General features: G+C 40.5%; 27 protein-coding genes. 7 read left to right on the top strand and 20 right to left on the bottom strand.

The window, feature by feature from the left end; all coding sequences use genetic code 11:
• The 8 genes from BLL40_RS08025 to BLL40_RS07990 form a co-directional block, all read right to left on the bottom strand.
• Complete coding sequence (locus BLL40_RS08025; RefSeq protein WP_073711402.1) at positions 1-2,589, bottom strand: LamG-like jellyroll fold domain-containing protein; 2,589 nt, start codon at positions 2,587-2,589, stop codon at positions 1-3.
• Between the two features lie 289 nt (positions 2,590-2,878).
• Positions 2,879-3,784, bottom strand: a complete 906-nt coding sequence (locus BLL40_RS08020) for a sulfite exporter TauE/SafE family protein (protein WP_073711401.1) — start codon at positions 3,782-3,784, stop codon at positions 2,879-2,881.
• A gap of 18 nt (positions 3,785-3,802) precedes the next feature.
• A complete protein-coding gene (locus BLL40_RS08015) occupies positions 3,803-4,423 on the bottom strand; it encodes an NAD(P)-dependent oxidoreductase (protein ID WP_073711400.1) in 621 nt (206 codons plus the stop codon).
• Positions 4,408-5,157 carry a sirohydrochlorin chelatase gene (locus BLL40_RS08010; RefSeq protein WP_073711399.1) on the bottom strand — a complete coding sequence of 250 codons (750 nt, stop codon included), beginning with the start codon at positions 5,155-5,157 and terminating at the stop codon, positions 4,408-4,410. The genes BLL40_RS08015 and BLL40_RS08010 overlap by 16 nt, the downstream gene beginning before the upstream one ends.
• The gene (gene cobA / locus BLL40_RS08005) at positions 5,154-5,930 is read right to left on the bottom strand and encodes a uroporphyrinogen-III C-methyltransferase (protein WP_073711398.1); all 777 of its coding nucleotides are present in this window, start codon (positions 5,928-5,930) and stop codon (positions 5,154-5,156) included. The genes BLL40_RS08010 and cobA overlap by 4 nt, the downstream gene beginning before the upstream one ends.
• Positions 5,931-6,074: 144 nt before the next feature.
• Positions 6,075-6,668 carry an adenylyl-sulfate kinase gene (gene cysC / locus BLL40_RS08000; protein ID WP_073711397.1) on the bottom strand — a complete coding sequence of 198 codons (594 nt, stop codon included), beginning with the start codon at positions 6,666-6,668 and terminating at the stop codon, positions 6,075-6,077.
• A gap of 14 nt (positions 6,669-6,682) precedes the next feature.
• A complete protein-coding gene (gene sat / locus BLL40_RS07995) occupies positions 6,683-7,822 on the bottom strand; it encodes a sulfate adenylyltransferase (protein WP_073711396.1) in 1,140 nt (379 codons plus the stop codon).
• A gap of 65 nt (positions 7,823-7,887) precedes the next feature.
• Positions 7,888-8,601 carry a phosphoadenylyl-sulfate reductase gene (locus BLL40_RS07990; RefSeq protein WP_073711395.1) on the bottom strand — a complete coding sequence of 238 codons (714 nt, stop codon included), beginning with the start codon at positions 8,599-8,601 and terminating at the stop codon, positions 7,888-7,890.
• A gap of 204 nt (positions 8,602-8,805) precedes the next feature.
• Between BLL40_RS07990 and BLL40_RS07985 the strand changes: the two genes are divergently transcribed.
• Positions 8,806-10,428 (top strand): ABC-F family ATP-binding cassette domain-containing protein, encoded by a 1,623-nt coding sequence (locus tag BLL40_RS07985; RefSeq protein WP_073711394.1) that lies wholly within the window; start codon positions 8,806-8,808, stop codon positions 10,426-10,428.
• 120 nt (positions 10,429-10,548) lie between these two features.
• Here BLL40_RS07985 and BLL40_RS07980 read toward each other — a convergent pair whose 3' ends face one another.
• Positions 10,549-11,760 (bottom strand): DUF3221 domain-containing protein, encoded by a 1,212-nt coding sequence (locus BLL40_RS07980; protein ID WP_073711393.1) that lies wholly within the window; start codon positions 11,758-11,760, stop codon positions 10,549-10,551.
• A gap of 388 nt (positions 11,761-12,148) precedes the next feature.
• On the opposite strand from BLL40_RS07980, the gene BLL40_RS07975 reads away from it, so the two are divergent.
• On the top strand, positions 12,149-12,304 hold the full coding sequence (locus tag BLL40_RS07975; protein ID WP_073711392.1) for a DUF1540 domain-containing protein: 156 nt from the start codon (positions 12,149-12,151) through the stop codon (positions 12,302-12,304).
• A 104-nt stretch (positions 12,305-12,408) separates the two neighbouring features.
• On the opposite strand, the gene BLL40_RS07970 is transcribed toward BLL40_RS07975, so the two are convergent.
• From BLL40_RS07970 to BLL40_RS07955, 4 genes are all read right to left on the bottom strand, one after another.
• Complete coding sequence (locus BLL40_RS07970) at positions 12,409-12,654, bottom strand: hypothetical protein (RefSeq protein WP_073711391.1); 246 nt, start codon at positions 12,652-12,654, stop codon at positions 12,409-12,411.
• A gap of 330 nt (positions 12,655-12,984) precedes the next feature.
• Positions 12,985-13,404 (bottom strand): universal stress protein, encoded by a 420-nt coding sequence (locus BLL40_RS07965; protein WP_073711390.1) that lies wholly within the window; start codon positions 13,402-13,404, stop codon positions 12,985-12,987.
• A gap of 14 nt (positions 13,405-13,418) precedes the next feature.
• Positions 13,419-14,738, bottom strand: a complete 1,320-nt coding sequence (locus tag BLL40_RS07960) for a CoA-disulfide reductase (protein WP_073711389.1) — start codon at positions 14,736-14,738, stop codon at positions 13,419-13,421.
• Complete coding sequence (locus BLL40_RS07955) at positions 14,738-15,016, bottom strand: GNAT family N-acetyltransferase (RefSeq protein WP_073711388.1); 279 nt, start codon at positions 15,014-15,016, stop codon at positions 14,738-14,740. Before BLL40_RS07955 ends, BLL40_RS07960 begins: the two co-directional genes overlap by 1 nt.
• A 156-nt stretch (positions 15,017-15,172) precedes the next feature.
• On the opposite strand from BLL40_RS07955, the gene trhA reads away from it, so the two are divergent.
• Positions 15,173-15,826, top strand: a complete 654-nt coding sequence (gene trhA, locus BLL40_RS07950; protein WP_073711387.1) for a PAQR family membrane homeostasis protein TrhA — start codon at positions 15,173-15,175, stop codon at positions 15,824-15,826.
• A gap of 658 nt (positions 15,827-16,484) precedes the next feature.
• On the opposite strand, the gene BLL40_RS07945 is transcribed toward trhA, so the two are convergent.
• The 7 genes from BLL40_RS07945 to BLL40_RS07915 form a co-directional block, all read right to left on the bottom strand.
• Positions 16,485-17,204, bottom strand: coding sequence for a YebC/PmpR family DNA-binding transcriptional regulator (locus BLL40_RS07945; protein ID WP_073711386.1), 720 nt, complete (start codon positions 17,202-17,204; stop codon positions 16,485-16,487).
• Positions 17,205-17,338: 134 nt separating this feature from the next.
• On the bottom strand, positions 17,339-17,698 hold the full coding sequence (locus tag BLL40_RS07940; protein ID WP_073711385.1) for a replication termination protein: 360 nt from the start codon (positions 17,696-17,698) through the stop codon (positions 17,339-17,341).
• 105 nt (positions 17,699-17,803) lie between these two features.
• Positions 17,804-18,463 carry a DUF421 domain-containing protein gene (locus BLL40_RS07935; protein WP_073711384.1) on the bottom strand — a complete coding sequence of 220 codons (660 nt, stop codon included), beginning with the start codon at positions 18,461-18,463 and terminating at the stop codon, positions 17,804-17,806.
• Positions 18,463-19,446: a stage V sporulation protein AD gene (gene spoVAD / locus BLL40_RS07930; RefSeq protein ID WP_073711383.1), complete on the bottom strand. Its 984-nt coding sequence runs from the start codon at positions 19,444-19,446 to the stop codon at positions 18,463-18,465. Before spoVAD ends, BLL40_RS07935 begins: the two co-directional genes overlap by 1 nt.
• Positions 19,447-19,606: 160 nt before the next feature.
• A complete protein-coding gene (locus tag BLL40_RS07925) occupies positions 19,607-20,671 on the bottom strand; it encodes an acetyl-CoA C-acyltransferase (RefSeq protein ID WP_073711382.1) in 1,065 nt (354 codons plus the stop codon).
• Positions 20,668-22,071 (bottom strand): AMP-binding protein, encoded by a 1,404-nt coding sequence (locus BLL40_RS07920; RefSeq protein ID WP_073711381.1) that lies wholly within the window; start codon positions 22,069-22,071, stop codon positions 20,668-20,670. The genes BLL40_RS07925 and BLL40_RS07920 overlap by 4 nt, the downstream gene beginning before the upstream one ends.
• A 32-nt stretch (positions 22,072-22,103) precedes the next feature.
• Positions 22,104-22,658: a biotin transporter BioY gene (locus BLL40_RS07915; RefSeq protein WP_073711380.1), complete on the bottom strand. Its 555-nt coding sequence runs from the start codon at positions 22,656-22,658 to the stop codon at positions 22,104-22,106.
• Positions 22,659-22,882: 224 nt separating this feature from the next.
• Here BLL40_RS07915 and tatC point away from each other — a divergent pair, with 224 nt between their 5' ends.
• The 4 genes from tatC to tatA all read left to right on the top strand — a co-directional run bounded on the left by tatC (position 22,883) and on the right by tatA (position 26,710).
• Positions 22,883-23,737: a twin-arginine translocase subunit TatC gene (gene tatC / locus BLL40_RS07910; RefSeq protein WP_073711379.1), complete on the top strand. Its 855-nt coding sequence runs from the start codon at positions 22,883-22,885 to the stop codon at positions 23,735-23,737.
• Between the two features lie 220 nt (positions 23,738-23,957).
• Positions 23,958-24,716, top strand: a complete 759-nt coding sequence (locus tag BLL40_RS07905) for a gluconate 2-dehydrogenase subunit 3 family protein (RefSeq protein WP_073711378.1) — start codon at positions 23,958-23,960, stop codon at positions 24,714-24,716.
• A gap of 66 nt (positions 24,717-24,782) precedes the next feature.
• The gene (locus BLL40_RS07900; protein ID WP_073711377.1) at positions 24,783-26,495 is read left to right on the top strand and encodes a GMC family oxidoreductase; all 1,713 of its coding nucleotides are present in this window, start codon (positions 24,783-24,785) and stop codon (positions 26,493-26,495) included.
• Between the two features lie 17 nt (positions 26,496-26,512).
• A complete protein-coding gene (gene tatA / locus BLL40_RS07895; protein WP_073711376.1) occupies positions 26,513-26,710 on the top strand; it encodes a twin-arginine translocase TatA/TatE family subunit in 198 nt (65 codons plus the stop codon).
• Positions 26,711-26,752 lie beyond the last annotated feature (42 nt).

The following is a 26,752-nucleotide window of genomic DNA, read 5'->3' as shown; positions in this document are numbered from 1 at the left end:
TTATTTTAAGTTTGGCATTACTTCATTTCCTCTGGATGTTGCAATCATCGCTTCGCTAATGGTCAAACTTTCTTTTTGCATATGCTTTTCCGTATGAACTTTCACGATTGCCTGATCTTCTCTAACTCCCCTCTCCGCTTCAATGATAAGATGCAACATACCATCATTCATTTCTTGAGAGAGAATTTTTACTCCTGGTTGAATAGCGTTTACTTTTTTCAATTTAATATTTTTTAAAGGTATTTTTATATCAAGAGCCTTTGTATCTTGCTTTTGATTTTTTAACAATACATCATAATGTACAATATTTTTTGAATTACCTTTTGATTGATCAGCCAATGATAGGGTAGGTGCTTCCGCATCGGCAAGTTCGTTTTGTTCAGCAAACATACCTTCCCAAAGTTTGGAATCACCAATTTTAGTGTCAGCTAAACCTAGTCCTTCTAAAACAGTTATAGCTGCGTCTCTTGTAGATCCTCCATTTAGAATTTTCTCGCCATCTTCAGCTCTTGCTACTGTTCTTCCATTTGCAGCAAAGAATACCGTTCTCGCTAATTTGGAATCTTGACCATGACTACCTTGATTTATATAAGTACCATCAGGTTGTTCTGTTCCGCCACCATGGTCTGTTGATACAACAATCAAAGTGTCATCACGCAAGTTTTGTTTATCAAGGGCATCTACAATCGTTTTTATTTGTTGGTCAATTAAAGTAATTTTATTATAAAATGCTGGTGAATAAAATCCAATATTATGTCCAACGCCATCTAATTCATCTAACTGTAAGTATAAAAGAGCCGTATCTTTCATTTTGTCACTTTCTATATATCCCTTAATCTTTTGAGTTATTTGAGCGTCATTTCCATTCCCTGTTTCCACTCCTAATGAAGGCTCTACATGACCGGCAGTTATATTTTTCCAATTGGAAAAAGCTGCTAGTTTACGTTCTGGCATTTGTTCACGGATTTTTTTAAAGATAGTTGGATACTCCGTATTTTCAGGATAATACCACTTGCCGCTATCACTGTTATCAATATGATGTTTATCATAACCTACTCCTGTTAACATAGCCCCCCAGTTGGGAGAAGATGAGCTAGGAAGAACGGATTGAGCACTATAGGAAACTGCTCCAGATTCAATAATTGAACGCAATGCAGGCACATTTAATCGGTCGCCAACTGGCTCCATTTTCGCATTACTATTACTGAAGTAAGGTGCTTCCTTGTGCACGCCAACACCCGCTCCATCAATACCAATAAATACTACGTGCTTATAAGGCTTCACTTCTGCTTGTTCGGCTATTTGTTTTTTCATTTTTTCAGTTAATTCGTCACCAAGCAAATCACTAATTGTTATAAGACCATCTTTGTTTGTATCAATTTCTTTCTTAGGATGGATCGTAATTGAATGATTTTTTGATTCTAATTGACCAATTTTATATTCTTGGCCATACTCATAAAAATGACTGTTTTGGACTTTGAAAGTTCCCTGGCCTTGATCGACTTTCGTTTTAAAACGAAGTTCCGCAATTTTTGTATTTTGATAATCTATCGTATTTGTATCATTGAAATTTTTGCTACCGGCTACATCTATATGTAATAGACCCGGTTTTTCAGAATCTGAAGTGACTCCACTTGGACCTGATACAAACTCAAATTTATCTTCATCAAATTGAATATCGGTTTTGATTTTTTCTACTCCATCAGACATATTGTTTGTTCTAAGATGAAGATTTACATTAAACTCAGAACCCTTTACGGTATGTTCAGCTCCCACAAAGTCAAGTTTCCCATAAAATTCTTCCTTTAATTGTGGAATAGCAGCATCTTTATGCGCATTGTAAAGGTTTTGAACTTGTTCTGGAGTGATTACTCCCTGTGTAATAGACATTTCATCTAACATGCCGTTTCTTAATCCATATTTACCTTTACCGTCAGCACCAATATTATTATCTAATCCTGTGTTAATATCACCTTTACCGTTAATATCAATCTCATGTTCCAATACCCCGTCTTTATAAAATTTTGCTTTACCATCGCGGTCATGCGTCACCACTATATGATGCCATCTGTTATCAGCAACTTTTATTTTCTTTTGATTTTTCAAGTCTAAACGGCCAGCATTGGAACCTCTCCAATTCCAAAGTAAGTAATCTTTTTCAATTCCAATCAACCAACCTCGATTATTACCGGATGTCCAGTCTTTGTTGGAAATGATTACATCATCATCTGTAAGACTTGCTTTAATCCAAAATGAAACGCTGAAATCTTCGGTTGAACCAAAAGAAAAATCTTCTTTTGGTAGAGAGACATTCCCTCCGTTAAAGCTCGCAGCTTTTCCATTTAAACCATCGATAAAAGAAATGTTTCCCGAGACAGTACCATGATGATTCGAACCAGATAGATCCATAGCATTGCCTTCAAATGAATATTTTCCTATAACATTTTCTAGTTCACTGTTCTGATAAGACACTAGATCCGAAGCGAGTACATTCCTAGCTGAATAATCTTGAAGTCCTAATCCAGGAAGCACAGTTGCCACACATAAAGATGAAAGCACCACTTTTTTAAGAACATTTTTCTTCACCACTTTTTCTCCTCCTCTTACAATGATGTTGATTTACTTTGTTTTTCTGCTTTCATTAAACATTTACTACCATAAACAATATAAAACAACATTATTAACGTGGTATTAATTGGTTGTTAAACTAAAATTAATAAACCAATAATTACGATAAGCTGTAGAAGGCGGAAAGTGATCGACTGGAAAATGTCCGTGTTTTTAAATGCAATGGCTTCCATAAGTATATGGTTCATACAAAAAAGCCTGCAGACATCGACTTCAAAATGAAGACTTTGTCTGCAGGCTAAAACATCCATTAATAGGATGTTTTCTCTTTTGTTTTTATCGTTATTTGTTTACCTATTTTTGTTTTACGTTCTTTTTGAATCATGTAACCAGTAAGTGGAATCCAAATAACGATAAGCACGATAAAAATGAACTTCTCTGCTGAAGCAGAAATGCTTGTGTAATTTAAGATCGCATTTAAATTTGTCATGATTAGCATCCCGCTGACGATAACGGCTAAAACGCGTGTCGGTAAGCTTTTAACGATCCAGGCTGCAAATGGGGCCGCGATAATACCGCCAAGCATGATCGCTCCTGCCCAGAGCCAATTGATCTGTGATGGCCCTAAAGAAATCATAAAGCCAATTGTCGCAGATGCTGCAACAGCAAATTCGCTTGCTGCAACCGTGCCAATCACCATACGCGGCTCCATTCCTTTTTGAGACAAAAGAGCGGGCGTAGCGATCGGTCCCCATCCTCCTCCGCCACTTGCATCGAAAAATCCACCTACAAAGCCGAGTGGAACGTAAAAACGGTTCGTCAGCGGTTTCGGATTTTGTTTACGGGCGTCCTGCAAAAATAAAAACCGCGCCAAAATGTAGAGGCCAAGACAAAGAAGAAAAGAGGAAACGTAAAGCCGTACGTTATTTCCCGTTAAATTGCTTAAAAAAGTGGCACCGGCAAATGCGCCGATTGAGCCAGGGATAATTAATTTTTTCAGCATCGCTTTATCTACGTTGCCAAAACGTCGATGGCTCATGCCGGATGCAGCGGTTGTCACAACTTCTGCCATATGGACAGAAGCAGAGGCAATGGCTGGTGCAATACCTGCTGAGAGCAATAATGTAGTTGATGTGAGGCCATAGCCCATTCCGAGTGACCCGTCAACGAGCTGAGCAGCTAGTCCGACGAGTGCAAGAATTAAAAAACGTTCCATAACTGTTCCTCCTGTTGTCTACAAATCGGGATAAGCAGATGTCAGTTCTGCTATGTACCGATCCCGCTCTTCCGGGTGATCGAGATAATGTAAATCTGCTGCTTTTTTCAGCCATATCCGGCGTTCATGGCGGCTGTCAACATGTTTTTTAATATACTGTCTTGTCTCATATAAAAAATCAAGATACTCCTCATATCGTTCATCAAATTGATCTTCGAGATGATTGCGGATGTTTTTCGATAAAGTGGGACTTGCGCCTCCTGTTGAGACGCTGATCATGAGTTTGCCGCGAATGAGTACGGCTGGAATCTGGGCATTTCCAAGGTCATTGTGTTCTGCGTGTACGACGAGCTTTCCATGTTTTTTGGCAAGGGTCGCCATTCGTTCATTCGCTTCTTTATCATCTGTTACAAGCATGATTAAAAAAGCATCTTTTAAATCGCTCCATTCCACTTTTTTTCGATGTAAAATAACTTTTTCATTAGCGGCAAGCTGTTCAATCGATGGATGAATTTCAGGACTAACAATATGTGCACAAATACCGAAACGAAGCAGGTTTTCGATTTTATGAAGCGCGATCGGTCCGCCTCCTGCAATTACAATCTTTTGATCAGTAAGGTCAATCATGATTGGAAACATAACGGTACCTCATAAAATGCTTCTTCAACACGCTGTGCCAGTATTTGACCAAGCATTGGGTCATAGCCGATATGGCGGCATAAATACACCTCTGCCTCTGTTTGGAGTTTCCTCACTTCACGATCCATTGTTTTTGTTAAAATGCCTGTAAATAGCAAGTATGGGACGATAAAAAGCTGTCTTGACTTCGTTGCAGCTAATTTATACAAAGCATCTTCAAACGTTGGTTCACAGGCCGCTAAATATCCGATATGTACATCGGATAACTTGGTTTTTTCTTTAAAAAGACAACTTATTTGGTCGAAGTCCTGTTTCGTTTCGGGATCACTGCTTCCACGTCCAACGAGTAATACACATGCATCCTCCTGAAAAGGTGCCGCTTCTTTCATTCGATCAATTAGTACATCAACAATATGTTCATGCACACCGAGCGGGCGTCCGTAACGAATCATCAGATTAGGGTAGTGCTGTGCTGCTTGTTTAAGTTCTTCGGGAATGTCTTTTTTTGCATGACCTGCTGTTAAGAGAAGAAACGGCATGGCAATGATTTCTGTGGCCCCTTTTTGTACGCATTTTGCTAAGCCGTCTGCAATCGATGGTTCTGAAAGCTCTAAATAACAAATTTCTTGTATTTGAGCATCAACAAGCGGCATTGTTTCTTCAATAAAGGCTGCTGCTTGTTTAGCTCCTTCTTTTATGCGAGTACCATGACAAATGTAGAGGATTGCTCTCATTGTTCACGGCCTCCTTGTGCCAAAACCCCATTTTTTTCTTCAAACCAGTGTAGTTGATCGCGCATTTTTACGACTTCTCCGACAATGATCATACTTGGATTCGTAATGCCTTCTTTTTGAGCCACATCATAAATGTTTGCGAGTGTGCCTGTGACTGTTTGTTGCTTCGCTGTCGTTCCCCAGTGAATAAGGGCAGCAGGTGTTTCTGTCGGTTTGCCATGCTTGATAAGCTGTTCTTGAATGTAAGGAAGATTTTTAACCCCCATGTAAATGGCTATTGTATCGATTCCTTTAGCAAGTGAAGCCCATTTCATTTCTTCATCCGCACCTGTCTTTCGGTGGCCGGTTACAATAGCAAACGATGCGCCGTGATCGCGGTGCGTAACGGGGATACCGGCATAGGCAGGAGCCGCAATACCAGAAGTAATACCAGGGATTACTTCAAATTCAATGCCGTGATGGGCAGCATACGCTGCTTCTTCACCACCGCGCCCAAAGACGTACGGATCGCCGCCTTTTAAACGGACGACTTGCTTGCCTTCTTTAGCATGTTTAACAAGAAGTTCGTTAATGTTTTCTTGTTGAACAAAATGACGGTCCGGCAGTTTTCCGCAAAAAATGAGCTCGGTTCCTGTTTTTGCATGATCGAGCAGTTCCATGCTGATTAAACGGTCATACAAAATGACGTCAGCTTGCTTAATTGAATTTAAACCTTTTACTGTAATTAGATCCGGATCACCCGGTCCTGCACCGACAAGCCAAATTTTGCCCATCGTGCCACCTCCCCGTTCATTGTGCGTTCGATCTTCTCTATTTCGTATCCGTCGAGCAGGTCATTTGAAGCCTACTCTCCGAACGGATACGTTTTTTCATACAACATAATTTCTTCATAATCAAGAAGAATGGTAAGACTCTCTTTACAACCAGTTATGACTCTTTAAATAATCAACAAGCTGATCTACACACTCATCAATAGTATACTGGTCAGTATTTAACACAAGTTCTGGCTTATCTGGTGCTTCATAAGGAGATGTAATACCTGTAAATTCAGGGATTTCACCTGCTCGTGCTTTTTTATATAATCCTTTTGGATCACGCTCTTCGCATTTTTCAATTGGACATTCAACAAATACTTCAATAAATTCGCCTTCTTCAAGAAGAGCACGAACGGTATCGCGATCTTCACGGAATGGCGAGATGAACGCAGTAAAGACGAGCTGACCGCTGTCTACAAATAACTTGGCTACTTCACCGATACGGCGAATGTTTTCTTTACGTGCTTCATCGGAAAAACCAAGATCTTTATTTAAACCGTGGCGAACATTATCCCCATCGAGGACGTACGTGTTCACACCAAGATCAAACAAGCGGCGTGCCGCTGCATTCGCAACAGTCGATTTGCCGGAACCAGACAGACCAGTAAACCAAAGAACTGAGCTATGGTGCCCGCTTTTTGTGCGGCGTTCTTCTTTTGTCAGTGATTGTTCATGCCAGACGATATTTTCAGCCATTATGATTCTCCCCCTTAGCTATGCGCTGTTTCTTTCATTCCACGAATCAATACTTCAACTACTTCTTTACGGCTGAATTCTGCCGGTGGAATTTGACCGGAACGAAGCATTTCGCGCACCTTAGTACCGGAAAGAATCACATGATCGTCCTTGCCATGCGGACAAGTTTTTGAAGACGCCATGTTTCCGCATTTTTCACAGTAGAAGCTATGTTCAAAGAATAAAAGAGTAATGCCAATTTCTTCTGGTGTAAAGTTCGAGAAAATTTCCTGTGCTTCGTACGTACCGTAATAATCGCCAACACCTGCATGATCACGGCCAACGATGAAGTGAGTACAGCCGTAGTTTTTGCGGACAAGCGCATGAAAAATCGCTTCACGCGGTCCAGCATAGCGCATTGCGGCTGGGAATACAGCAAGCTTCACACGGTCTGCCGGGTAATAGTCACGAAGCAATACTTGATAGCTTTCCATACGAATATCAGCTGGAATATCATCTGATTTTGTTTCGCCAACGAGCGGATTTAATAGAAGCGCATCGACAATTTCAAGCGCTGATTTTTGAATGTATTCATGCGCCCGGTGGACTGGATTACGTGTTTGAAACCCAACAATTTTGTTCCATCCGTTTTCATTAAAAATGCGACGTGTTTCAGATGGATCGAAATAAAACTCTGCAAATTGTTTACGCTCAATGCGTTTGACAAGCGTCACCGGTCCACCGAGATAAATATGGCCTCGGTCATATAACTTTTTCACACCTGGATGCGCTTCTTCAGTCGTCTTGTACACGTTTTGTGCTTCAAATTTTTGATCAGGTTCATAAATGTCGGTAATATTTAAAACGCCGTAAACAATCCCTTTTTGTTTCAATAGAACAGCATCACCTACTGTATAGTCCGATGCATCTTTGACAGGTAGTGTAATTGGCAGGCTCCATACTGTACCATTTGCGAGACGCATGTCTTTAACGACAAGCTCGTAATCTTTTTCTGTTAAAAATCCAGTAAGAGGGCTAAATGCGCCGGTTGCGATTAATTCAAGGTCACTTAATGCTGTAGCGTCAAGCTCTACTTCTTTCGTAATTTCTGATAAATCAAGATCTGGCTGATACTGGTTAATAAGATGGCCTCCATGGGCAGCAATATTTGTCATGTGTGTTAAACCCTCCGATATAAGTAAAATCATATATAGATACTTGGTATTGCAATCAAAAAAAATTACGTTGTATGCAGACCACATTCTGTTTTCCCGGAACCGCTCCAGCGGCCAGAACGAACGTCATCAATTGAAAATGCTGGTTTTGTGCACGGTGCACAGCCAATACTAGGGTATCCTTGGTCGTGAAGAACGTTGTAGTCAAGCTCATGCTTTGTTACGTAGCGCCATACTTCTTTCCATGTCCAATGAATAAGCGGACATACTTTAACTTTTTCAAATCGTTTATCAAGATTTAAGTAATTCGTATTGGCTCTTGATTCCGACTGCTCACGGCGGAGTCCTGAAATCCAGGCTGTCGACGGTGCAAGTGCTTTTTGAAGAGGAATGATTTTACGGATTTCACAGCATTTATTTGGATTTGTTTTAAATAAATCCGGTTCAAATTGTGCTGCTTGCTCTTCAATAGTCAGGTCAGGCTGCTGCATGCGGATATTTAATTTTGGATACCGTGCTTTTACTTTATCAATGATATCATACGTTTCTTTAAAATGATAATTGGTGTCAAGAAAAACAATTTCAGCATCCGGTTTAATTTGTGCAATGAGATCAATAAGGACAATGCCTTCAATGCCGAAGCTACAAGCATAAACAAGTTTTTCATCATATGTTTCATAAGCCCATCGCAGCGTCTCAAGCGCACCTTTCGTTTCTGAATCTGCTGGAAAGTCAGGAATCTGTGCCTGCGCATCGTTCCATGATTCAAACGTAATCATTTGTTTCCCCCCATTCATTATGTCTCTTTATGGATGAATTTAGTTTATCAGAAAATGGTGCAAAGTCAATCCTATTTAGATACTCGGGATTAAAAAACCTCATTTATTTTTATTATAAGTCCATTCCATATTGTATATGTTCTTTTTTCAGTCGGGTGATGATATAATCAGATCTGATGAATTCATTTTGGGAGGATAAAAAATTTGATTACAGTACAAGATGTTAGTCTTCGCTTTGGCGATAAGAAATTGTTTGAAGATATTAACTTGAAATTCACACCGGGTAACTGCTATGGGTTAATCGGTGCGAATGGGGCAGGTAAATCCACATTTGTGAAAATCTTGTCAGGTGATCTTGAGCCGCAGACAGGCCACGTATCGATCCCGAAAGATTCTCGACTTGCTGTTTTGAAACAAAATCACTTTGAATATGAAGAATTTGGCGTACTTGAAACAGTCATGATGGGCCATACTCGTTTATATGAAGTTATGAAAGAAAAAGACGCTATTTATATGAAAGCGGATTTCACAGATGAAGATGGAATGCGTGCTGCAGAACTTGAAGGTGAATTCGCAGATATGAACGGGTGGGAAGCAGAATCTGAAGCGGCCATTTTGCTGTCAGGTCTTGGAATTCCTGAATCCCTTCACGATAAGAAGATGGCAGATGTAGACGGTTCAGAGAAAGTAAAAGTGCTTCTTGCACAAGCTTTGTTCGGTAAACCAGATGTTCTTTTACTCGATGAGCCGACCAACCATCTTGATATTCAAGCGATTCGTTGGCTGGAAGAATTTTTAATTAACTTTGAAAATACGGTCATCGTCGTATCCCATGACCGTCACTTTTTGAATAAAGTGTGTACGCATATAGCCGATCTGGATTTCGCAAAAATTCAAATTTACGCCGGTAACTACGATTTCTGGTATGAATCTAGTCAATTAGCGCAAAAACTGCAATCAGATGCGAATAAGAAAAAAGAAGAGAAAATTAAAGAGCTTCAAGCGTTTATTGCTCGTTTTAGTGCAAACGCATCAAAATCAAAACAGGCAACATCTCGTAAAAAATCACTCGATAAAATTACGCTTGACGATATTCGCCCATCATCACGCCGTTATCCGTACGTTCATTTCCAGATCGAACGGGAAATTGGCAATGATGTCCTTCGTGTAGAAGGTTTGTCGAAAACAATTGACGGTGTTAAAGTACTTGATAACGTTAGCTTTATTATGAACAAAGATGATAAAATAGCCCTTGTTGGCACAAATGAAGCGGCAAAAACAGCCCTCTTTAAAATTTTAGCAGGTGAGATGGAAGCGGACGAAGGCACATACAAATGGGGTATAACAACGACACAAGCCTATTTTCCAAAAGACAACTCCGATTACTTTGACGGATCAGACCTGACGCTTGTTGACTGGCTTCGTCAATATTCTCCAGCAGATGAAAGTGAAAGTTTCCTGCGTGGATTCCTTGGCCGGATGCTTTTCTCAGGCGAAGAAGCATTGAAAAAAGCAAGTGTCCTTTCGGGTGGTGAAAAAGTGCGCTGTATGCTGTCCAAAATGATGCTGTCTAGTTCCAACGTGTTGCTTCTTGATGAGCCAACGAACCATCTTGATCTTGAATCCATTACAGCTCTTAATAACGGATTGATCAATTTTAAAGGATCACTCATTTTCGCCTCGCATGACCATCAGTTCGTACAGTCGACAGCCAATCGTATTATCGACATTACACCAAATGGTGTTGTCGATAAATCAGTCACATATGATGAATATTTAGATGATGATGAGCTTCAGAAAAAAGTAAAAGCAATGTATGCATCATAAGAATTGAAGGTTCTTGTTTGTGTAAGTACTGATTAACGATTAAGTAAAATAATGAAATAACTAATTTAAGCCTACTCTTGATCAAAAGGAGTAGGCTTAAATTTATTGGCTATTCTTAAATTATTTTTGATCGTCCACCTTTATATTAAATACTTTGTCCTCAAAGGTAAATGTTTCTGTGAATGTCACGGTCCACTGGTCATTTTGTTCATTAAACATCACATCGCTGATCGTTGCTGTAAAGCCACCGTCGTCCTGTTTTTTCTCAATCGCCTGCCGGACGGCTTCTGCTTCGGTTAAGTCCGCTCCATTTGGCTGATACGTCGGGAGAACGGTGACAAATTTGGCTCTTCCCTGTCCCGGGTATGATTCCATAATTGGACCTGACGCTTCTACTAAAACCCGCTGGCCGACTTTGAGTTTTTTATTAGCATTGGGAAATGTGTAATTAGTTGCGCCGTAATATTCACCGTGACCCCCCGTTTTTGAAAAGTCAGCGGGCTTGGCTGAAACAATCAGCATTCCTTCTCCGGATACACTCATCACATAAGCGCCTGCTTTAGAGGGCTCGCGGATAACGGCTTTTTTCGGATACTCAACATCCGGCTCGCCCGGCAATGGCAGCATTCGTCCATCTTGCTTGATAACAATGTCATATTTGGCAAATTGCTTTTTAATATCTTTTATTTGTTTGTCCGTTAAAAAATCATGCCCGATTTCAATTGTACGTGTAATCGTATCGACATTGATGCTAAGCGACACACGGTCTGCTTCTTTCATCGGTTTGAGCGCTTTAGATACGTTATACATCAAATTTCGGTTATCTTTCTCACTGTATTCTGTTTTGAAAATATGAATATATTTCGCTAAAATCTTTCCTTCATCAACTTGTTTTTGCAAAAGGCGGACGAGTTCATCTGTATTTTCATCCGGCTCTTTAATACCAATCCAAATGCCAGATTCATTAGCGCCGCCTGTCTGGTTTTTCAAATACATGATGCCCTTGTCATATAAATTGCCGTACACCATATTAACGGCCAGAAATACTGCTTCTGCTTCGATTGACTGAACGCCAATGTCTTCCTGCAGTGCCAGCGTATTCTCGCCAAGATAGCCGCCTGTTAACATATCATTTTCCAATGCTTTTTCATATGCTGTGTCCCGCAAATTTGTATCGTCTGTCGTCTGTTTCAGCTCGACAATGATATTTTGCTCTTGCTTTGATTCTTGAATGGTTTCGGCTTCATCTCTTTTTGGCACTGAAACATTGGAAGCCCCGCAGCCAGCAGAAAACAGTAACATTAAGGTGAAAAGATAAGCGGATTTTTTCATCTGTGCATTTCTCCTTTCTTAATTATAAGAATAACAGGAAAAGATGAGAAAAGAAGGAAAGATAAATGAAGATATGATGAAAAATCGGGGTTCCACTTTTCCAATTAATTCGTTCAATGATTATCAATATTAAAGGTATTGTCAATAAGAAGTAAAAGTAAAGTTTACGAGACTATCTTTTCGCATTTAGCGATTAATTTGATAGCATATTCATGAATAAAGGATAAATTAAAATGTAAAAAAAAAGAAGGATTTTATGGTGTTGAGTAGAACATTTCATTATGATTAAACCTCTATATTGCATTCAATAAAAATAACACTAGAACTAAAAAGAAAGTATCAATTATCTCAGATTTGTTCACGGTAACGAAAGAGGAGGTGTGATACTATGGCGCAAGGTGTTCTGTGTGAAGTAAACAATTGTAAACATTGGGATTATGGAAACAAATGTACGGCAGATGCGATTTATGTAGTCAGTCATAAAGGCAAGCAAGCATCCCAAAGTGAAGAAACGGATTGTAAGACCTTTGAAGTAGAAGCTTAATTACTCTAGGGTAACCATCCCGATGGTTACCCTTTCCTTTATATTTAGTACTGATAATAAATATCATTTTCATTCAAGTTTATTGAATTATTATCTTAATATTTTTAAAAATGAAATTGTATCTTTTTTTTATGTTTAAATAAAAGAGAATGGGCGTTTTCCACTTTTTCCTCTATATAGCTGATCGAATAATCACCTAATGGATCTGATAAATCGCCGATTGCTCGAGATAAGTTATCAATCATACCCCTTAATGGTTCATGTTCTAGCTCTTTTCTTACGTTTACCTCATACATGATTTCATGAGCAAGGTGCTGGATTTTTCGTAAGCGCATTTCTTTTGTTTTCATATACTCATTCCCCCTTGTTTACTGTATCGTTTAAATATATGGCGAACATTAGAAGTTCATGAGTAGATACTTTGATCTGTATAATTTTCTTCTTTTGTATGAGGTACTAATTTTGAAACAGGAATAGGTTTTCCATTTTGATCAACGGCTACCATTGTAAGAAAGGACTCCGTTGTTGTTAAAGAATAATAAATCAGTAGAGTGAACTTTTACATAGACTTCCGTAAAACAATTATACCGCCAAGTTGGTGTAATCCCAAAGGCGGTTTTTAGCTGTTTTGATGAAATGATAGAACAGATACAAGTAGATGTGCAAACACAAGTTCTTTTCTATTTTACAATCATGACCGGACAATTCACACGCTTGACAACTTTATGGCTCACGCTGCCAAGAACAAACTGCTGCAAGTTATTAAGACCTCGGCTACCGAGAATAACAAGGTCCACTTTTTCTTCATTCGCATATTTTACAATCGTCGGACCTGGTTCACCGTGTTTCAACATGACGGAATAGCGGAGCCCTTTTTGTTTAAACAGTAGTTCATGGCGATTCAGCTTGTCGCGCCGTTCTCTTTGCGCAGCGACAAGGCTATCTTGATGAAGCACAGCTTTTTTTGAATCATCATAATTAATAATGTAAATCATCGTAATGATGCAGTCAGACGACATTTTTGCAAGATTCCCGGCTTGTTTTGCAGCCCGATATGAATGATCAGATCCATCTGCGGCCACGAGAATATGTTTATACATAAAAATCCCCCACTTTATTTTGCTTGGCGTGCTGCCTGCTGAATTGGGTCCCATACACCGTTGACAGGAGGAGAATAGCTTAGATCAAGATCCTCTAATTCTTCAATGGTCATGTTGTTAAATAGAGCCGTTGATAGCACGTCAATTCTCTTTTCAGCCCCATTTATACCAATCGCTTGACCGCCGAGAAGCAAGCCTGTATCTGGATGATATAATAGTTTAATGTGAAGCGGCAATGCTCCTGGATAATAGCCCGCTATATCCTTTGTTTGAATGCTTGATGTTTTATATGGAATCCCGAGTTTTTTTGCGTCATTTTCAATTATACCTGTTGACGCGGCGATTAAGTCAAAAAACTTCATTACGGACGTGCCTGTAATGCCGGAAAATAATCGTGTTTTTCCTGACATATTCAAGCCTGCAATCCGCCCCTGCTTGTTTGCTGTTGTACCGAGTGGAATATAGTCTTGTGTTTGTTTGACGATATGAAAATGAGTCGAACAGTCGCCGGCAGCATAAATGTCAGGTATGGATGTTTCCATTTTGTCGTTGACAATAATAGCTCCGTTATCAAGCATATTCATACCAGTGTCTTTTAAGAAGTTTGTATTTGGGCGAATACCGACGGATGCAATAATGAGATCGGCTTTGTACGTATTCTGATTTGTTTTGATCTGTCCATCTTCAATAGCTTGTATTTGTTCATTTAATGTGAGTATAACTCCATGACGTTCTGCTTCTGAGTGAAGATGTTTAGACATATCCGGGTCAAACATTTTCGCAATGTGGTTACTTCGTTGTATAATCCGAATTTGTTTATGCAGCCGATGAATATTTTCAGCAAGTTCAAGACCAATGTAACCAGCCCCGATAATCACCACGTCTTGAACACTATCATCAAGATTTTGAATAAGCTGCTCTGTATCAGGAATCGTCTTTACGACATGTACATTCTCCGCTATTGCGCCTTCCCATTTTGGAACAGCGGGGCTGGCACCGGTCGCAATCAGCAATCGATCGTATGGAACGGTGAACGGTTGCCCGTTTTCATAGTTCGTGCCAGATACGGTTTTTTGTTTAAGGTTGATAGAGGACACTTCATGTAAAATACGAGCATCTATGCCGTATTTTGAGCGGAATGTATCAACACTCCTCGCAATGAGCTTTTCAGTTGATTCAATGAGACCGCCAATGACATATGGCAGGCCACACTGACCATATGAATAAATAGGTCCTTTTTCAAGAACAGTAATCTGGGCTTGTTCATCGTTGCGAACGATTTGCATGGCAGCACTCATGCCTGCTGCGTCCCCTCCAATAATAACGTAGCGCATTATTTTAGTACCGATACATCATTGTATTGGTTGCCATGTGAAAATTTAGCCACAACGTATGAACATGTTGGAATAATTTTCAACTTATTTTCACGCGCATAGGCAACGAGTGAGTCAAGAAGCTGACCTGCTACACCGCCGCCACGCAATTCTTGTGAAACATACGTATGATTCGCATTAATTTTCCCCTCACCTGCAGGAACATAGGTAATTTCAGCTATACGCTTACCTTCTTTTTCTATATAAAATATGCCTTCTTTATGTTGAATCGTTTCCATTTTTATCAAACCCCTTTCAAATAGTCTTCTATTTAGTATACCCATTTACATACAAGTGTTTAAACCCATTTATATATTCCTTACAGCAATAATACAGATAGGATGAATATGATACAATAAAGTCATTATTTGATCACTTAGAAAGGATTTGTCATGATGAAAGATTCTTCGACAACACATGTTTTTTCAAAAGGAGAAGAAATCGCTAATTCAATTACGCATGGCATCGGTGTATTGCTCAGTATCGCAGCGCTCGTCTTGCTCATTGTCTTCTCAGCATTGTATGGGAATGGCTGGCATTTAGCCGGGTTTACGGTGTTTGGCGTCACCATGTTCATGCTGTATACGTCTTCTACCCTTGTTCATAGCTTCCCGCAAGGAAAAGTAAAAGACTTATTCGAGATTTTTGATCATGCGTCTATTTACTTTTTTATTGCCGGTACGTATACCCCATTTTTACTCATTGCGGTGAAGGGTGCACTCGGTTGGTGGTTGTTTGGCATTGTCTGGGGAATCGCTCTAATTGGTACTATATTTAAATGCTTTTTCGTGAAAAAGTTTGTCGTCCTATCCACAGTGCTTTACGTTGTGATGGGCTGGTTGATTGTCTTTGCTTGGGGTCCTCTCGTTGATGCACTGTCGGCAGAAGCATTTGTATTTCTTGTAATAGGGGGTCTTTTATATACTGTCGGTGCCGTTTTTTATGTGTGGCGCGGATTTAAATATCACCATATGATTTGGCATTTGTTTGTTCTTGCTGGCAGCATATTTCACTTTTTTGCTGTCCTCAGTTTACTGCCGGACGCTTAAAATTTTATGCGGAGGTCTTTTACTTTTCTGAAAAATCGGGTATAATGGCAGTATTAGATGATTACATTAAAAAAGACCGTTTCAATGGGCTAACATTGAAACAGCCAAACAATAGTAAGGTTCCTATTAGGAATCGACACCAACATAGCTAAAACCGCCAAGAGGGGACAATCTCAAGGGCGGTTTTAGTCTTTTTTATGAAATGACAAAATGGAAACAACTAGACCTGAAAACGAGATCATAATAATCATTGTCTTCAATATCGTGAGAATAAGCCACCATCAGTGTGATAGAGGGTGAAGTTAAGCCATGTTTTCGCATTCAAAAGCTCCCTTCATCGACCATTTCTTTTAATACAATCAAAATTTCTTTTTCAATATAGTAGTCCCTTAATTTATCGTGTAGATCCCCATATTATACTGCCGCTTCTTATATCCGTCTGAAACGCCAAACATATCCGTTAATTCGGGAATATGCCAAATCGTTTCTTTTACACTATCGTAAGACCAGTACGCTAAAAAACATTTTTAAATATATTCAGCTTGATATGGCACACATGTGAATATTTTTAATTTCAAACAACGAATTAAATTATAATAGCCGAGAACATCTATGATTTCCATCACGATTGTTCTCGGCTAAGGTTTACTTTCACGTATTATTCACTGAACTCTACATTATGATATACTTGTCCGACGTCTTCTAAATCTTCCAAGGCATCAATTAATTTTTCAAATTGCGCCTGATCTTCTTCTGATAATGTCACGTCATTTTGTGCAAGCATCGTTAGCTCTGCCACCGTAAACTCAGTTATCCCTACATTTTTAAATGCTTCTTGCACAGCGTGAAACTGGTCAGGTTCGGCATAAACAATCACCGCTCCCTCTTCTTCTAATATGTCACGAACATCTACATCCGCTTCCATTAATATTTCAAGCACTTCATCTGCTGTTTTACCTTCAAGACCGATGACAGCCGTCTTATCAAACATATAGGCGACAGATCCACTTACACCCATATTACCACCATTTTTACCAAAGGCAGCCCGCACATCTGATGCCGTACGATTTACGTTATTTGTCAGCGCATCTACAATAATCATAGATCCATTTGGTCCGAAGCCTTCATAACGAAGTTCATCAAAGCTTTCTTCTGAACCACCTTTTGCTTTTTCAATTGCACGATCAATAATTGTTTTCGGTACACTGTACGTTTTTGCACGCTCAAGTACGACCCTTAAAGCCTGATTTGATTCTGGGTCTGGCTCCCCTTGCTTAGCCGCTACATAAATTTCACGTCCGAACTTTGCATATATACGACTCGTATTTGCATCTTTTGACGCTTTTTTTTCTTTAATATTGTTCCACTTACGGCCCATAACGAACACTCTCTTTCTCAACTTAGAATCTATACAAATTATTAGCTTATATATTATACATCAATGGCATAGAATCGTGTCAATATAGTAGTAGTAAGTGAAGTACGTTTACATATTTATTTTTATACCGCTCTTTAATACACATCTTCCAACGCTTTTCTAAGGAGAGACATACTTCGGTCGAGATCTGTTTTTACTTGTTTTTTATATAATTTCGCTTTTTCATAATCCGCAAATTGATACACAACAATTTCTTTATATTTAGCTCCTTCTTGAACTTTTTTCGTCCGCATTAAAATGCCATCATCAATCAAATCATGCAGTGAGCGGTAAATTTCAGAATGATTTGGCTCGTATCCTAACGATTTAAATGATGTTTTTAGTTCGTCCATTGCCTGCATGCCATACATTTTATGTTCTTCGACAAATCGAATCATATATAACTTTAAAAAAGCACGCTGCTTAATTAAAAACTTTCCTTCTCCTCTAGGCATTATGATCACGTCCTCGTCTATACTTTTTTTCATTTTACCATATTTTAATATAGACGTGTGTTTAAATAGATAAATTTGATTTTTGCACATAATGTATTATTATTTTTAATATAATTCGATCGTTAAATTTTTTTCCGAATCCGCTTGTGCAATAAAGACTTGCTCGATTTTCACTTTTCGTTTTTGCAGTTCAGTTTGAAGCCATAATGGAGTTTGTTTTGCTTTTGCAAGCGCTTCAAACTGAATGTTCCCTTCTAAAATGACAACATATGATTCTTTTTCACTTTCTTCGCCATCGTATCTAATGGGACGCTTCCCTTTTTTTAACAATGCATTTAATGCCCCATTTGTTTCAATTAATGCATATTCGACATCGCTCAATTGAAAAATCCCCTTCATTCGAAGCAACTCAAGCAGTTCATCAATCGAGTATTTTTCTTTCGCTAAATTTTGTTCAATAATATGACCATTTTGAATAATGACAGTCGGTTTTCCTTCAATCCACTCACGTATTTTCCGACTTTTTAAAGTAGCTATACCAGCTAAAAGTGGAATGATGCCCCATATAAAGATCGCCGTTGCTCCATGCCAGAAGCTTTTTTCGAGCCCCGTCGACATTTCAGCGGCGATACCACCTATTGTAATACCAGTCACGTATTCAAAGAATGACAACTGAGCGATTTGCCGTTTACCGGTTAATTTCGTCACAGCAAACAGCAACAGGACAAGAACGATCGAGCGCCATATGACATGATATATATCCATTAAGCTTCGTCCATCCGCAGTTCAACAGCGTGAGCGATGCATGGTATCGAATCTTTTTGCAGGACTGATAACGGCGACAATAATGCACCTGTTGCAGCGATTAATACGCGTGTCCATTCATTTGTGATCATTTTTTCATATATATATCCGCACGTCACAGCAGCTGAGCAACCGGCACCAGATCCGCCCGAAAAGACTTGCGGTTCTGACCCATATAACAGTTCACCACAGTCCAGCATAGACGTCTGTGACAAGTTCATTCCGCTGTCTTTCAATAATTTCACAAAAATTTGTTTTCCTGTTTTCCCAAGATCGCCCGTAATAATGCAGTCATACTCTTCAGGATTTTTCACATGTCGAATAATCGTATCCGCAGCAGCCGGTGCCATAGCAGCGCCCATATTAAATGGATCGGTTACTCCGTAGTCTAAAACCCGCCCCGGCGTGGCAGAATGAATGTATGGACCTGTACCGCTGCTAGATAAAATTGCTGCACCGCACGCTGTCGCTGTCCACTGAGAGATAGGCGGTTTTTGGCCACCGTATTCTGTCGGGTAGCGGAACTGTTTTTCCACCGCTGCATTATGACTTGCCGCAGCGGTTAACACATTTTTTGCATATCCGCCATCAATCAGTGCGGCACCTGTCATAAAACCCGCCATGGACGTCGCACATGCATTATACAAACCGATAAACGGAATCGATAACGTCCGTGCTGCAAAGTTCGTCGGTGTCATTTGATTAATTAAATCCCCTGCTAAAAAAACGTCGACTTCTTCATTGGTCAGTTCGGCTTTTTTTAGCGCATGAATCGATGCATCTTCCATTAAGCGCCTCTGTGCTTTTTCAAAACTTTTTTCGCCACCGTCCAGTTTTTCAAAAAATTGATCAAATGTAGATGCGAGCGGACCTTTTGCTTCAAACGGACCACCGACAGAAGATGCTGCAATAATGACCGGTTTTGTTTTAAATGTCCATGTCATGATCCAATCATCCTTTTTACTTATTAGAATGAAACAAACAACCATTTTTATGCACAAAAAAACGGCCGAAGCCGCTTTTCATTCAAACGTTGTAAAATGAAAAAAATTTTGAATTATACGTTATACAGTATTGCAACAACGTAAAGGGGCAGTAATTGTTTCAAACTCGTTCAAACAGCATAGCGACGCCAATTCCACCGCCACTGCCGACTGCCGCAACACCATATTTCGCTTTTTGCTCAGGCATTCCATAAAAAAGGCGGAGAGCAAGCATAGCACCGGATGCGCCATACGGATGACCAAGGGCGAGTCCTCCGCCATATATGTTTATTTTATTAATCGGAATGTTCAATTCACGTGCGGTGTATATAATTTTGACGGCAAATGCTTCATTGATTTCCCATAAATCAATGTCCCCTACGGTTAAACCTTGTCGCTTTAAAAGCTTCTGTATCGCTGGTACCGGTGTCGCTGCTGGAAAATTCGGATCCGCTCCAGCGACCGCACTGGCCACCACTTTTAATCCGGGCGCTGCGCTGGAAGTAAGCATGACAGCACATGCGGCATCATTAAAAGCGGAAGAATTGATCGCTGTCACTGTTCCGCCTGACGTGAAGGACGTTTTAGCACGCGATGCCAACTTTTCAACAGGACGCTTTTTCATACTCGCTTCATCTTTATGAATGTCATGTATCGGCACGATTTCTCGATGAAATAACCCACGCTCAAGAGACTCATAATAGCGTCGGTAACTGCGTATCGCGTATTCATCCTGTTCTGCGCGTGAAATATGCTCTTGTTCTGCAAGCCATTCTGCTGCCATCCCCATCTCCGGATCTCCAATATGATCCGGAGAAAAAATAGCTTTCCCAGGGCGTGGTGATGTACTTGAGCTTTCACATCCCCCTGCAATGACGTTTTCTGCTTCGCCTGCTTGAATAAGTGATGCACCGAGACGGATCGCTTCTAAGCCGGAAGAACATTGTCGATCTACTGTTAATCCGGGAACAGTAACAGGCAGACCAGCCATTAAGGAAGAAAGTCTCGCAATATTCCCTCCGGGTCCTGTGACATTGCCTAAAATCACTTCATCCAGCGTTGATGAAAGGCCATTAAAAAGCTTTTGTATAACCGGTGCAGCTAGTTCTGCCGCACCCACATTTTTCATGAGGCCATCTTTAATGCCAACTGGTGTTCTATATGCGTCTATTATATATACACTCACTTAAATACCTCCAGCGCCATTTTTTTCAAATCACTGCGGGCGATTTTCCCATTGGTTGTGTGAGGCAATGAGTCAACGCATGCCCATTTACGCGGTATTTTTTCAATGGACAGGCACGCTTTCGCATGAGATTTCAGCCTAGTTGGATCGACATTCCCGGTGTACATACAGACAATACGTTCCCCTAAATGTATATCTTGGATGGATGTCACGGCTGCTTCCTTCACACCCGTATGTTTCAATAGGACACGTTCCACTTCTTCTGGATAGACATTCACGCCGCCGCTAATGATCATAAACTGTTCACGTCCTACGATATATAAATAGCCGTCTTCATCCATATATCCAGCGTCACTGACTGTATAAAACCCATCTTCTTCGATATTCATTTCATACGAATCATTCTTTGCATATCCACTAAACAGCATCGGGCTCTTCACGTAGACGGTGCCTGTTTCACCTGCTGGAAGCACTTGACTGCCTTGACGAATCTCGATTTCAACACCTGTACTCGGTTTACCTGAAGATGATGGCTTATGACTGTAGTCCTTTGGCGTCATATACGATACAAAACTTAACTCAGATGCGCCATAAAACTCATATAGCACCGCGTTTGGATATTGCGTTACCCATTGCTGCTTCCGTTCTCCGGTCCACCCTGCTCCTGACAGAAAAACGATCCCTTCCCCCTCTACATCATTTGTCTTCATTAATGATTCAAGCATCGTTGGCACAGCATACATAACGAATGATGGCGCTTCTTTCAATGTTTGAGTAATGTGCTGCGGCCAAAATTTTTCATGAAGAATGAGTTTCTGACCCGTATACAGTGCAAAGGCAGCACCGTATAAGAAAAGAGAGTGATGGATTGGCCCTGCTATTACCGCTGTTTCCTGCCCTGTTAATAGAAAATCGCTTAGGCCTGCTTCAAAACTTTTGATCCAGGAACGATGACTGCGGCCAAACTGTTTCGGTACACCGCTTGAACCAGATGTAAAACCTGAATAAAAAATGGTTTCTCCGTCATTACTGCAAAAGTCTGTCGGTTCTGTATTCATAATCAGTTGACCGGTCTTGGCAAGTGAATCTTTTCCGATAAGTAGCCTCGGAGCGGCTATATGAAGCCGCTCTTCTCTTTCCACCTTTGTCATACGCGGATCGAGCGGCATAAATGTCCACCCAGCGCGGGCCGCTCCGCAAAAAATCACTAGCGTCTCCCATCTGTTCAAAGCGGTCACGGCAATCGTTTCACCCGGATGACCAACGGATAAAAGCCAGCTCGCTGCTCTTTTCGTCATGTCTTCCCACTCTTTATATGTAAATGCCTGTTCTTTTGTCTTAACAAAAAACGAATCCGGGCACGTTTGGGCCCGGAGCGGATATGTGGACGTTATATTCATCAACAACCCCTCCCACATAAGTGTATCAGAATTTACGCAGCTCGGCGAAACGATGGCACCGCCTGCAATGCGTTTCTCAGTTTTGGAACAAGGATGGCTGCTGCGGCTGATTTAATCAAATCACCTGGAACGAATGCCATACTTGCAACAATTACTTCACGCAGTCCAACACCTGTGATGAATGACTGTACCGGGATACCAATTGCGTACAATACGAGAACGCCGCCGATCACATTCGCAGCGAATGTGCGGCGAACCGTTAATTTAGCGGCATGTTGTGTCAATAATCCAATGACAAATGCTCCGGCGATCCAGGATATTAAAAATCCTGCACTTGGCCCCACAAATACAGCTAGACCCCCACGCCCTCCTGCAAGAAGCGGTGCACCTGCTGCGACTGTTAACAAGAAAATGATTTGACTGACAGCACCAAGCCTTGCACCAAGCACACCGCCTGCAATCATCACTCCAAGCGTTTGAATCGAAATAGGTACCGGTGTAAATGAAAGTGGAATCGGCGGTAAAAAGCCAAGCACCGCCATGATCGCCGCGAACATGGCAGCTTGAATCCAATGAATCGTTTGCATTTTATAATTCCTCCATTACGTTGTTTTTTTTAGTGTAATCGAGATTTGTTTTTATTGTCAACCAATTTTTATATAAGTTAACTAAAGATCATCTTTATTACTTGTATAAATAATGAGCTTAATGGCAAAAATTGAAAAGAAGATTGTGCCCTTATAGATAGCGATAAAGATCCTAAGATAGTAGAGGTAGAGAAAAAACAGATCAATGATAAGCAGGTGATGATTTGGATCCATATGGAGAGCATAACAAAAAGGTTTTAAGTCCATTGGATAAAGTGTCAACGGAAGAAGCGGAAGCTAGTCAGGTTGAAGAGTCAGTCATTACTGATCGTACAGAAGAACCCGCAGAATTAGGTACATCTTTAGTAGAGCATTTAACCGATTTGCGGAGGCAATTAATCAAAAGCACAGTTGTCTTCTTGTTCTTTTTTATCATCGTCTTCTCTTCGATCAATTTTTGGTTCCCATATGTGACAAGAGGCCATGAGCTTATTATTCTCGGCCCACTTGAAGTCATTAAGTTTTATATGTCTATTTCCCTTGCCTTATCATTGGGACTGTCGCTGCCATTTGTCAGCCATTTTTTATGGCAGTTCGTGAAACCGGGGTTGAACGAAAAAGAAAGCCGTTTTATCGGCTTCTATTCCCCCGCGATGCTTTTACTCTTCATAGCCGGTGTTGCATTTGGCTATTTTGTCGTGAATCCGCTCAGTTATCAATTTTTGATTTCAATGGGCTCGTTGAATTTTAATGTTATGGTGTCGGCGCAAGAATACATCCGTTTTTTGCTGATGTCGACTGTGCCGCTCGGGTTACTTTTCGAAATGCCGATTGTTGCCCTATTTCTTGCGGCCATTGGGATTCTGACTGCTGAAACAATGCGAATTGTTCGGAAATGGTCCTACTTGATTATTGTTGTTTTATCGGCTGTCATTACGCCGCCGGACTTTATTAGTCAGCTTCTTGTACTTATCCCGATGGCGCTGTTGTATGAGGCAAGCATTTATATTGTCACATTTATCGAACGTCGTCAGGCCAAATTAGAACACATACACGTTCTTAATGGGACAAACGAATGATAAAAAAAAGTTCATATCAACAAATAGGCGTCTGCTTATTATTTTTAAGAAATAGACGTTCTTTCCCTAAATATTCTTCCAAAGAATAAACAATGGACTTAATGGAAATATATGAAGGTAGATTATACGGTACTGTTAGTCAACCTAGCCAAACGAATGAAAATATCAGTCTGTGGGGCAATCACGAAAATTAATAATTGAAAATATTAGGAGGGTTATGATGTCAGATAATGAAAAAGGATTGTCGAGACGTGGCTTTCTAAAAACAACAGGAATTGCTGCCGGTGCACTTGTTGGAGGCGGTCTGATCGGCGGGCTTGTCGGCTACAACACGAAAGATAATAAGCAAATAAGCAACGAAATGACAAATGGTGAACAGCACGGCGCTCCAAGCAGCAGAGCCCGTATGTTCTTTACGAACGACAAGGACTTTATGATTTTATCCGCAGCCACGGAACGGATCTTTCCAAAAGATGACCTTGGTCCAGGCGCTATCGAGCTTGACGTGCCTTATTTTATCGATCACCAGCTAGCTGGGAACTACGGTAGTAATGCGAGAGAGTATATGCAAGGGCCATTTAAAGCCGGACAGTCTACTCAAGGTTATCAAAGCCGATTGACTCGTGCGGAAATCTTTCAACAAGGGATCACAAAAATAGAATCAGAATCACAAAGTCGCTTTAAGAAAGGCTTTTCTGACTTAGAGAATGCTCAAATGGATGAAATTTTGACCGTTTTCCAAAAAGATGAAGTGGCGATGACTGCCGTATCCTCTGGATTTTTCTTTAAGCTCCTCAGACAAGCTACTCTCGAAGGCGCTTATTCGGATCCATTGTACAGCGGAAATAATAATATGGGTGGATGGCGCATGAAAGAATTTCCTGGCCATCAAGGTTCATATGCACAAGTGATTGATAAAGAAGGGTTCCAAAAAATCGAACCAAAATCATTGTCTAGTATGCAAAATATGCAGCATTAAAAAATAAATCGCAGCCGTCTTTATATGGATAAACGATGAATACTTACGTTTTTTAGGAGGAGAATAATGGCCAAAACATTGGAGAAAGTCGATGTTGTCACAGTTGGTGTCGGTTGGACAGGTGGTATTATTGCAGCTGAATGTGCAAAAGCAGGTTTGAAAGTTGTCGGATTGGAACGTGGAAAAGAGCGAGGTACTGCCGATTTTCAGCAGGTTCATGATGAATATCGATATGCCATCCGTTATGAACTGATGCAGGATTTATCAAAAGAAACCATTACATTTCGCAACAACCGAAAACAAGAAGCTCTCCCAATGCGGCAAATGGGGTCGTTTTTGCTAGGAGAAAATCTCGGTGGATCCGGCACTCACTGGAATGGACAAACGTGGCGTTTTTTACCTTATGATTTTGAAATTAAATCCATGACAGAGAAAAAATATGGCGCAAACAAGTTATCGGGTGATTATTCGCTGCAGGACTGGGGCATTACGTATGAAGAACTGGAGCCTTATTTTGACAAATTCGAAAAAACGGCCGGTATTTCAGGTGAAGTGAAAAACCCTTTTGAAGGAAAGCGTGCCAACCAATATCCAACGCCTCCGATGATAAAAACACCCCTCCTTCAAAAATTTGAAAAAGCAACGACTAATTTAGGGTACACGCCATTTATGCTCCCATCCGCTAACCTTTCTGAACCGTACAAAAATCCAGATGGCGAACAGATTAATGCGTGCCAATATTGCGGTTTTTGTGAGCGATTCGGCTGCGAATACGGCGCAAAGACTTCTCCAGAAATAACAGTTGTACCAACAGCTAAAAAAACAGGCAATTACGAGATTCGATTTCAAGCCAATGTTGTTGAAATTTTAAAAGATGGCAATAAAGTAACCGGTGTCAAATATGTTGACCGGATATCAGGTGAAGAATTTATTCAGCCGGCAGAAGCTGTCGTTTTGACGAGTTATGTGCTGAACAATGCAAAACTTCTAATGGTATCAAAAATCGGTGAACAGTATGATCCGGCAACCGGGCGCGGCACACTTGGGAAAAACTATTGTTATCAAATCCTTCCGGGCGCAACTGGATTTTTCGATGAACAGATGAATGTTTTCATGGGTGCAGGCTCGCTCGGCATGAGCATAGATGATTGGAATGGCGACAACTTCGATCACAGTAAAGTAGATTTCATTCACGGTGCCAATATTTCACTGACCCAAACGGGTACCCGGCCTATTCTTTCAAATCCCGTTCCACCCGATACACCTGCTTGGGGAGCTGACTTCAAAAAAGCATCAATCCACAACTATACGCGAACGCTCGGAGTAGGCGGACAAGGGGCATCAATGCCACATAAAGAAAACTATATGTCTCTTGACAGTGCTTATAAAGATGCATACGGTGTTCCGTTGCTGAAACTGACGTATAACTTTACTGACCAGGATCGTGCCCTCCATATGTTTATCACGAAAAAAGCAGAAGAAGTTATGAAAGAAATGGGCGCTAAAACAGTCGTACCCGGTAATCCATTAACCGATTATGACATTGTTCCATATCAGACAACACATAATACAGGCGGCACGATTATGGGTGCCAGTCCTGAGAATAGCGTCGTAAACAATTACCTTCAACACTGGAATGCGGAGAACCTTTTTGCTGTCGGAGCGGGAAACTTTGCCCATAACAGCGGTTATAATCCAACAGGCACAGTCGGAGCACTCGCCTACCGCTGTGCAGAAGGCGTTATTAAATACAGTAAAAACGGCGGATCGCTCGTTTAAAAAGGAGGAGATCTACAATGGGACTTGCTCAAATTGGCGTGCCCGGTTTAATTGTCATTCTTGTGATCGTTCTAATCCTTTTTGGACCGAAAAAATTACCGGAAATCGGGGGAGCGGTTGGAAAAACATTGGCTGAATTTAAAAAATCAACAAAAGGCATTATAGATGATGAAGAGGAACCAAAAAAGGAAAAAGTAAAAACAGAACAGCTATAAGTAAATACTGAATGACTAAAAAAAGATTGATCGACAATGAGT

It is taken from the genome of Domibacillus mangrovi (genome assembly GCF_001906925.1).
GTDB lineage: Bacteria > Bacillota > Bacilli > Bacillales > Domibacillaceae > Domibacillus > Domibacillus mangrovi.
The sequence above is the reverse complement of the archived record's forward strand: the minus strand, read 5'-3'. Positions and strand labels throughout refer to the sequence as shown.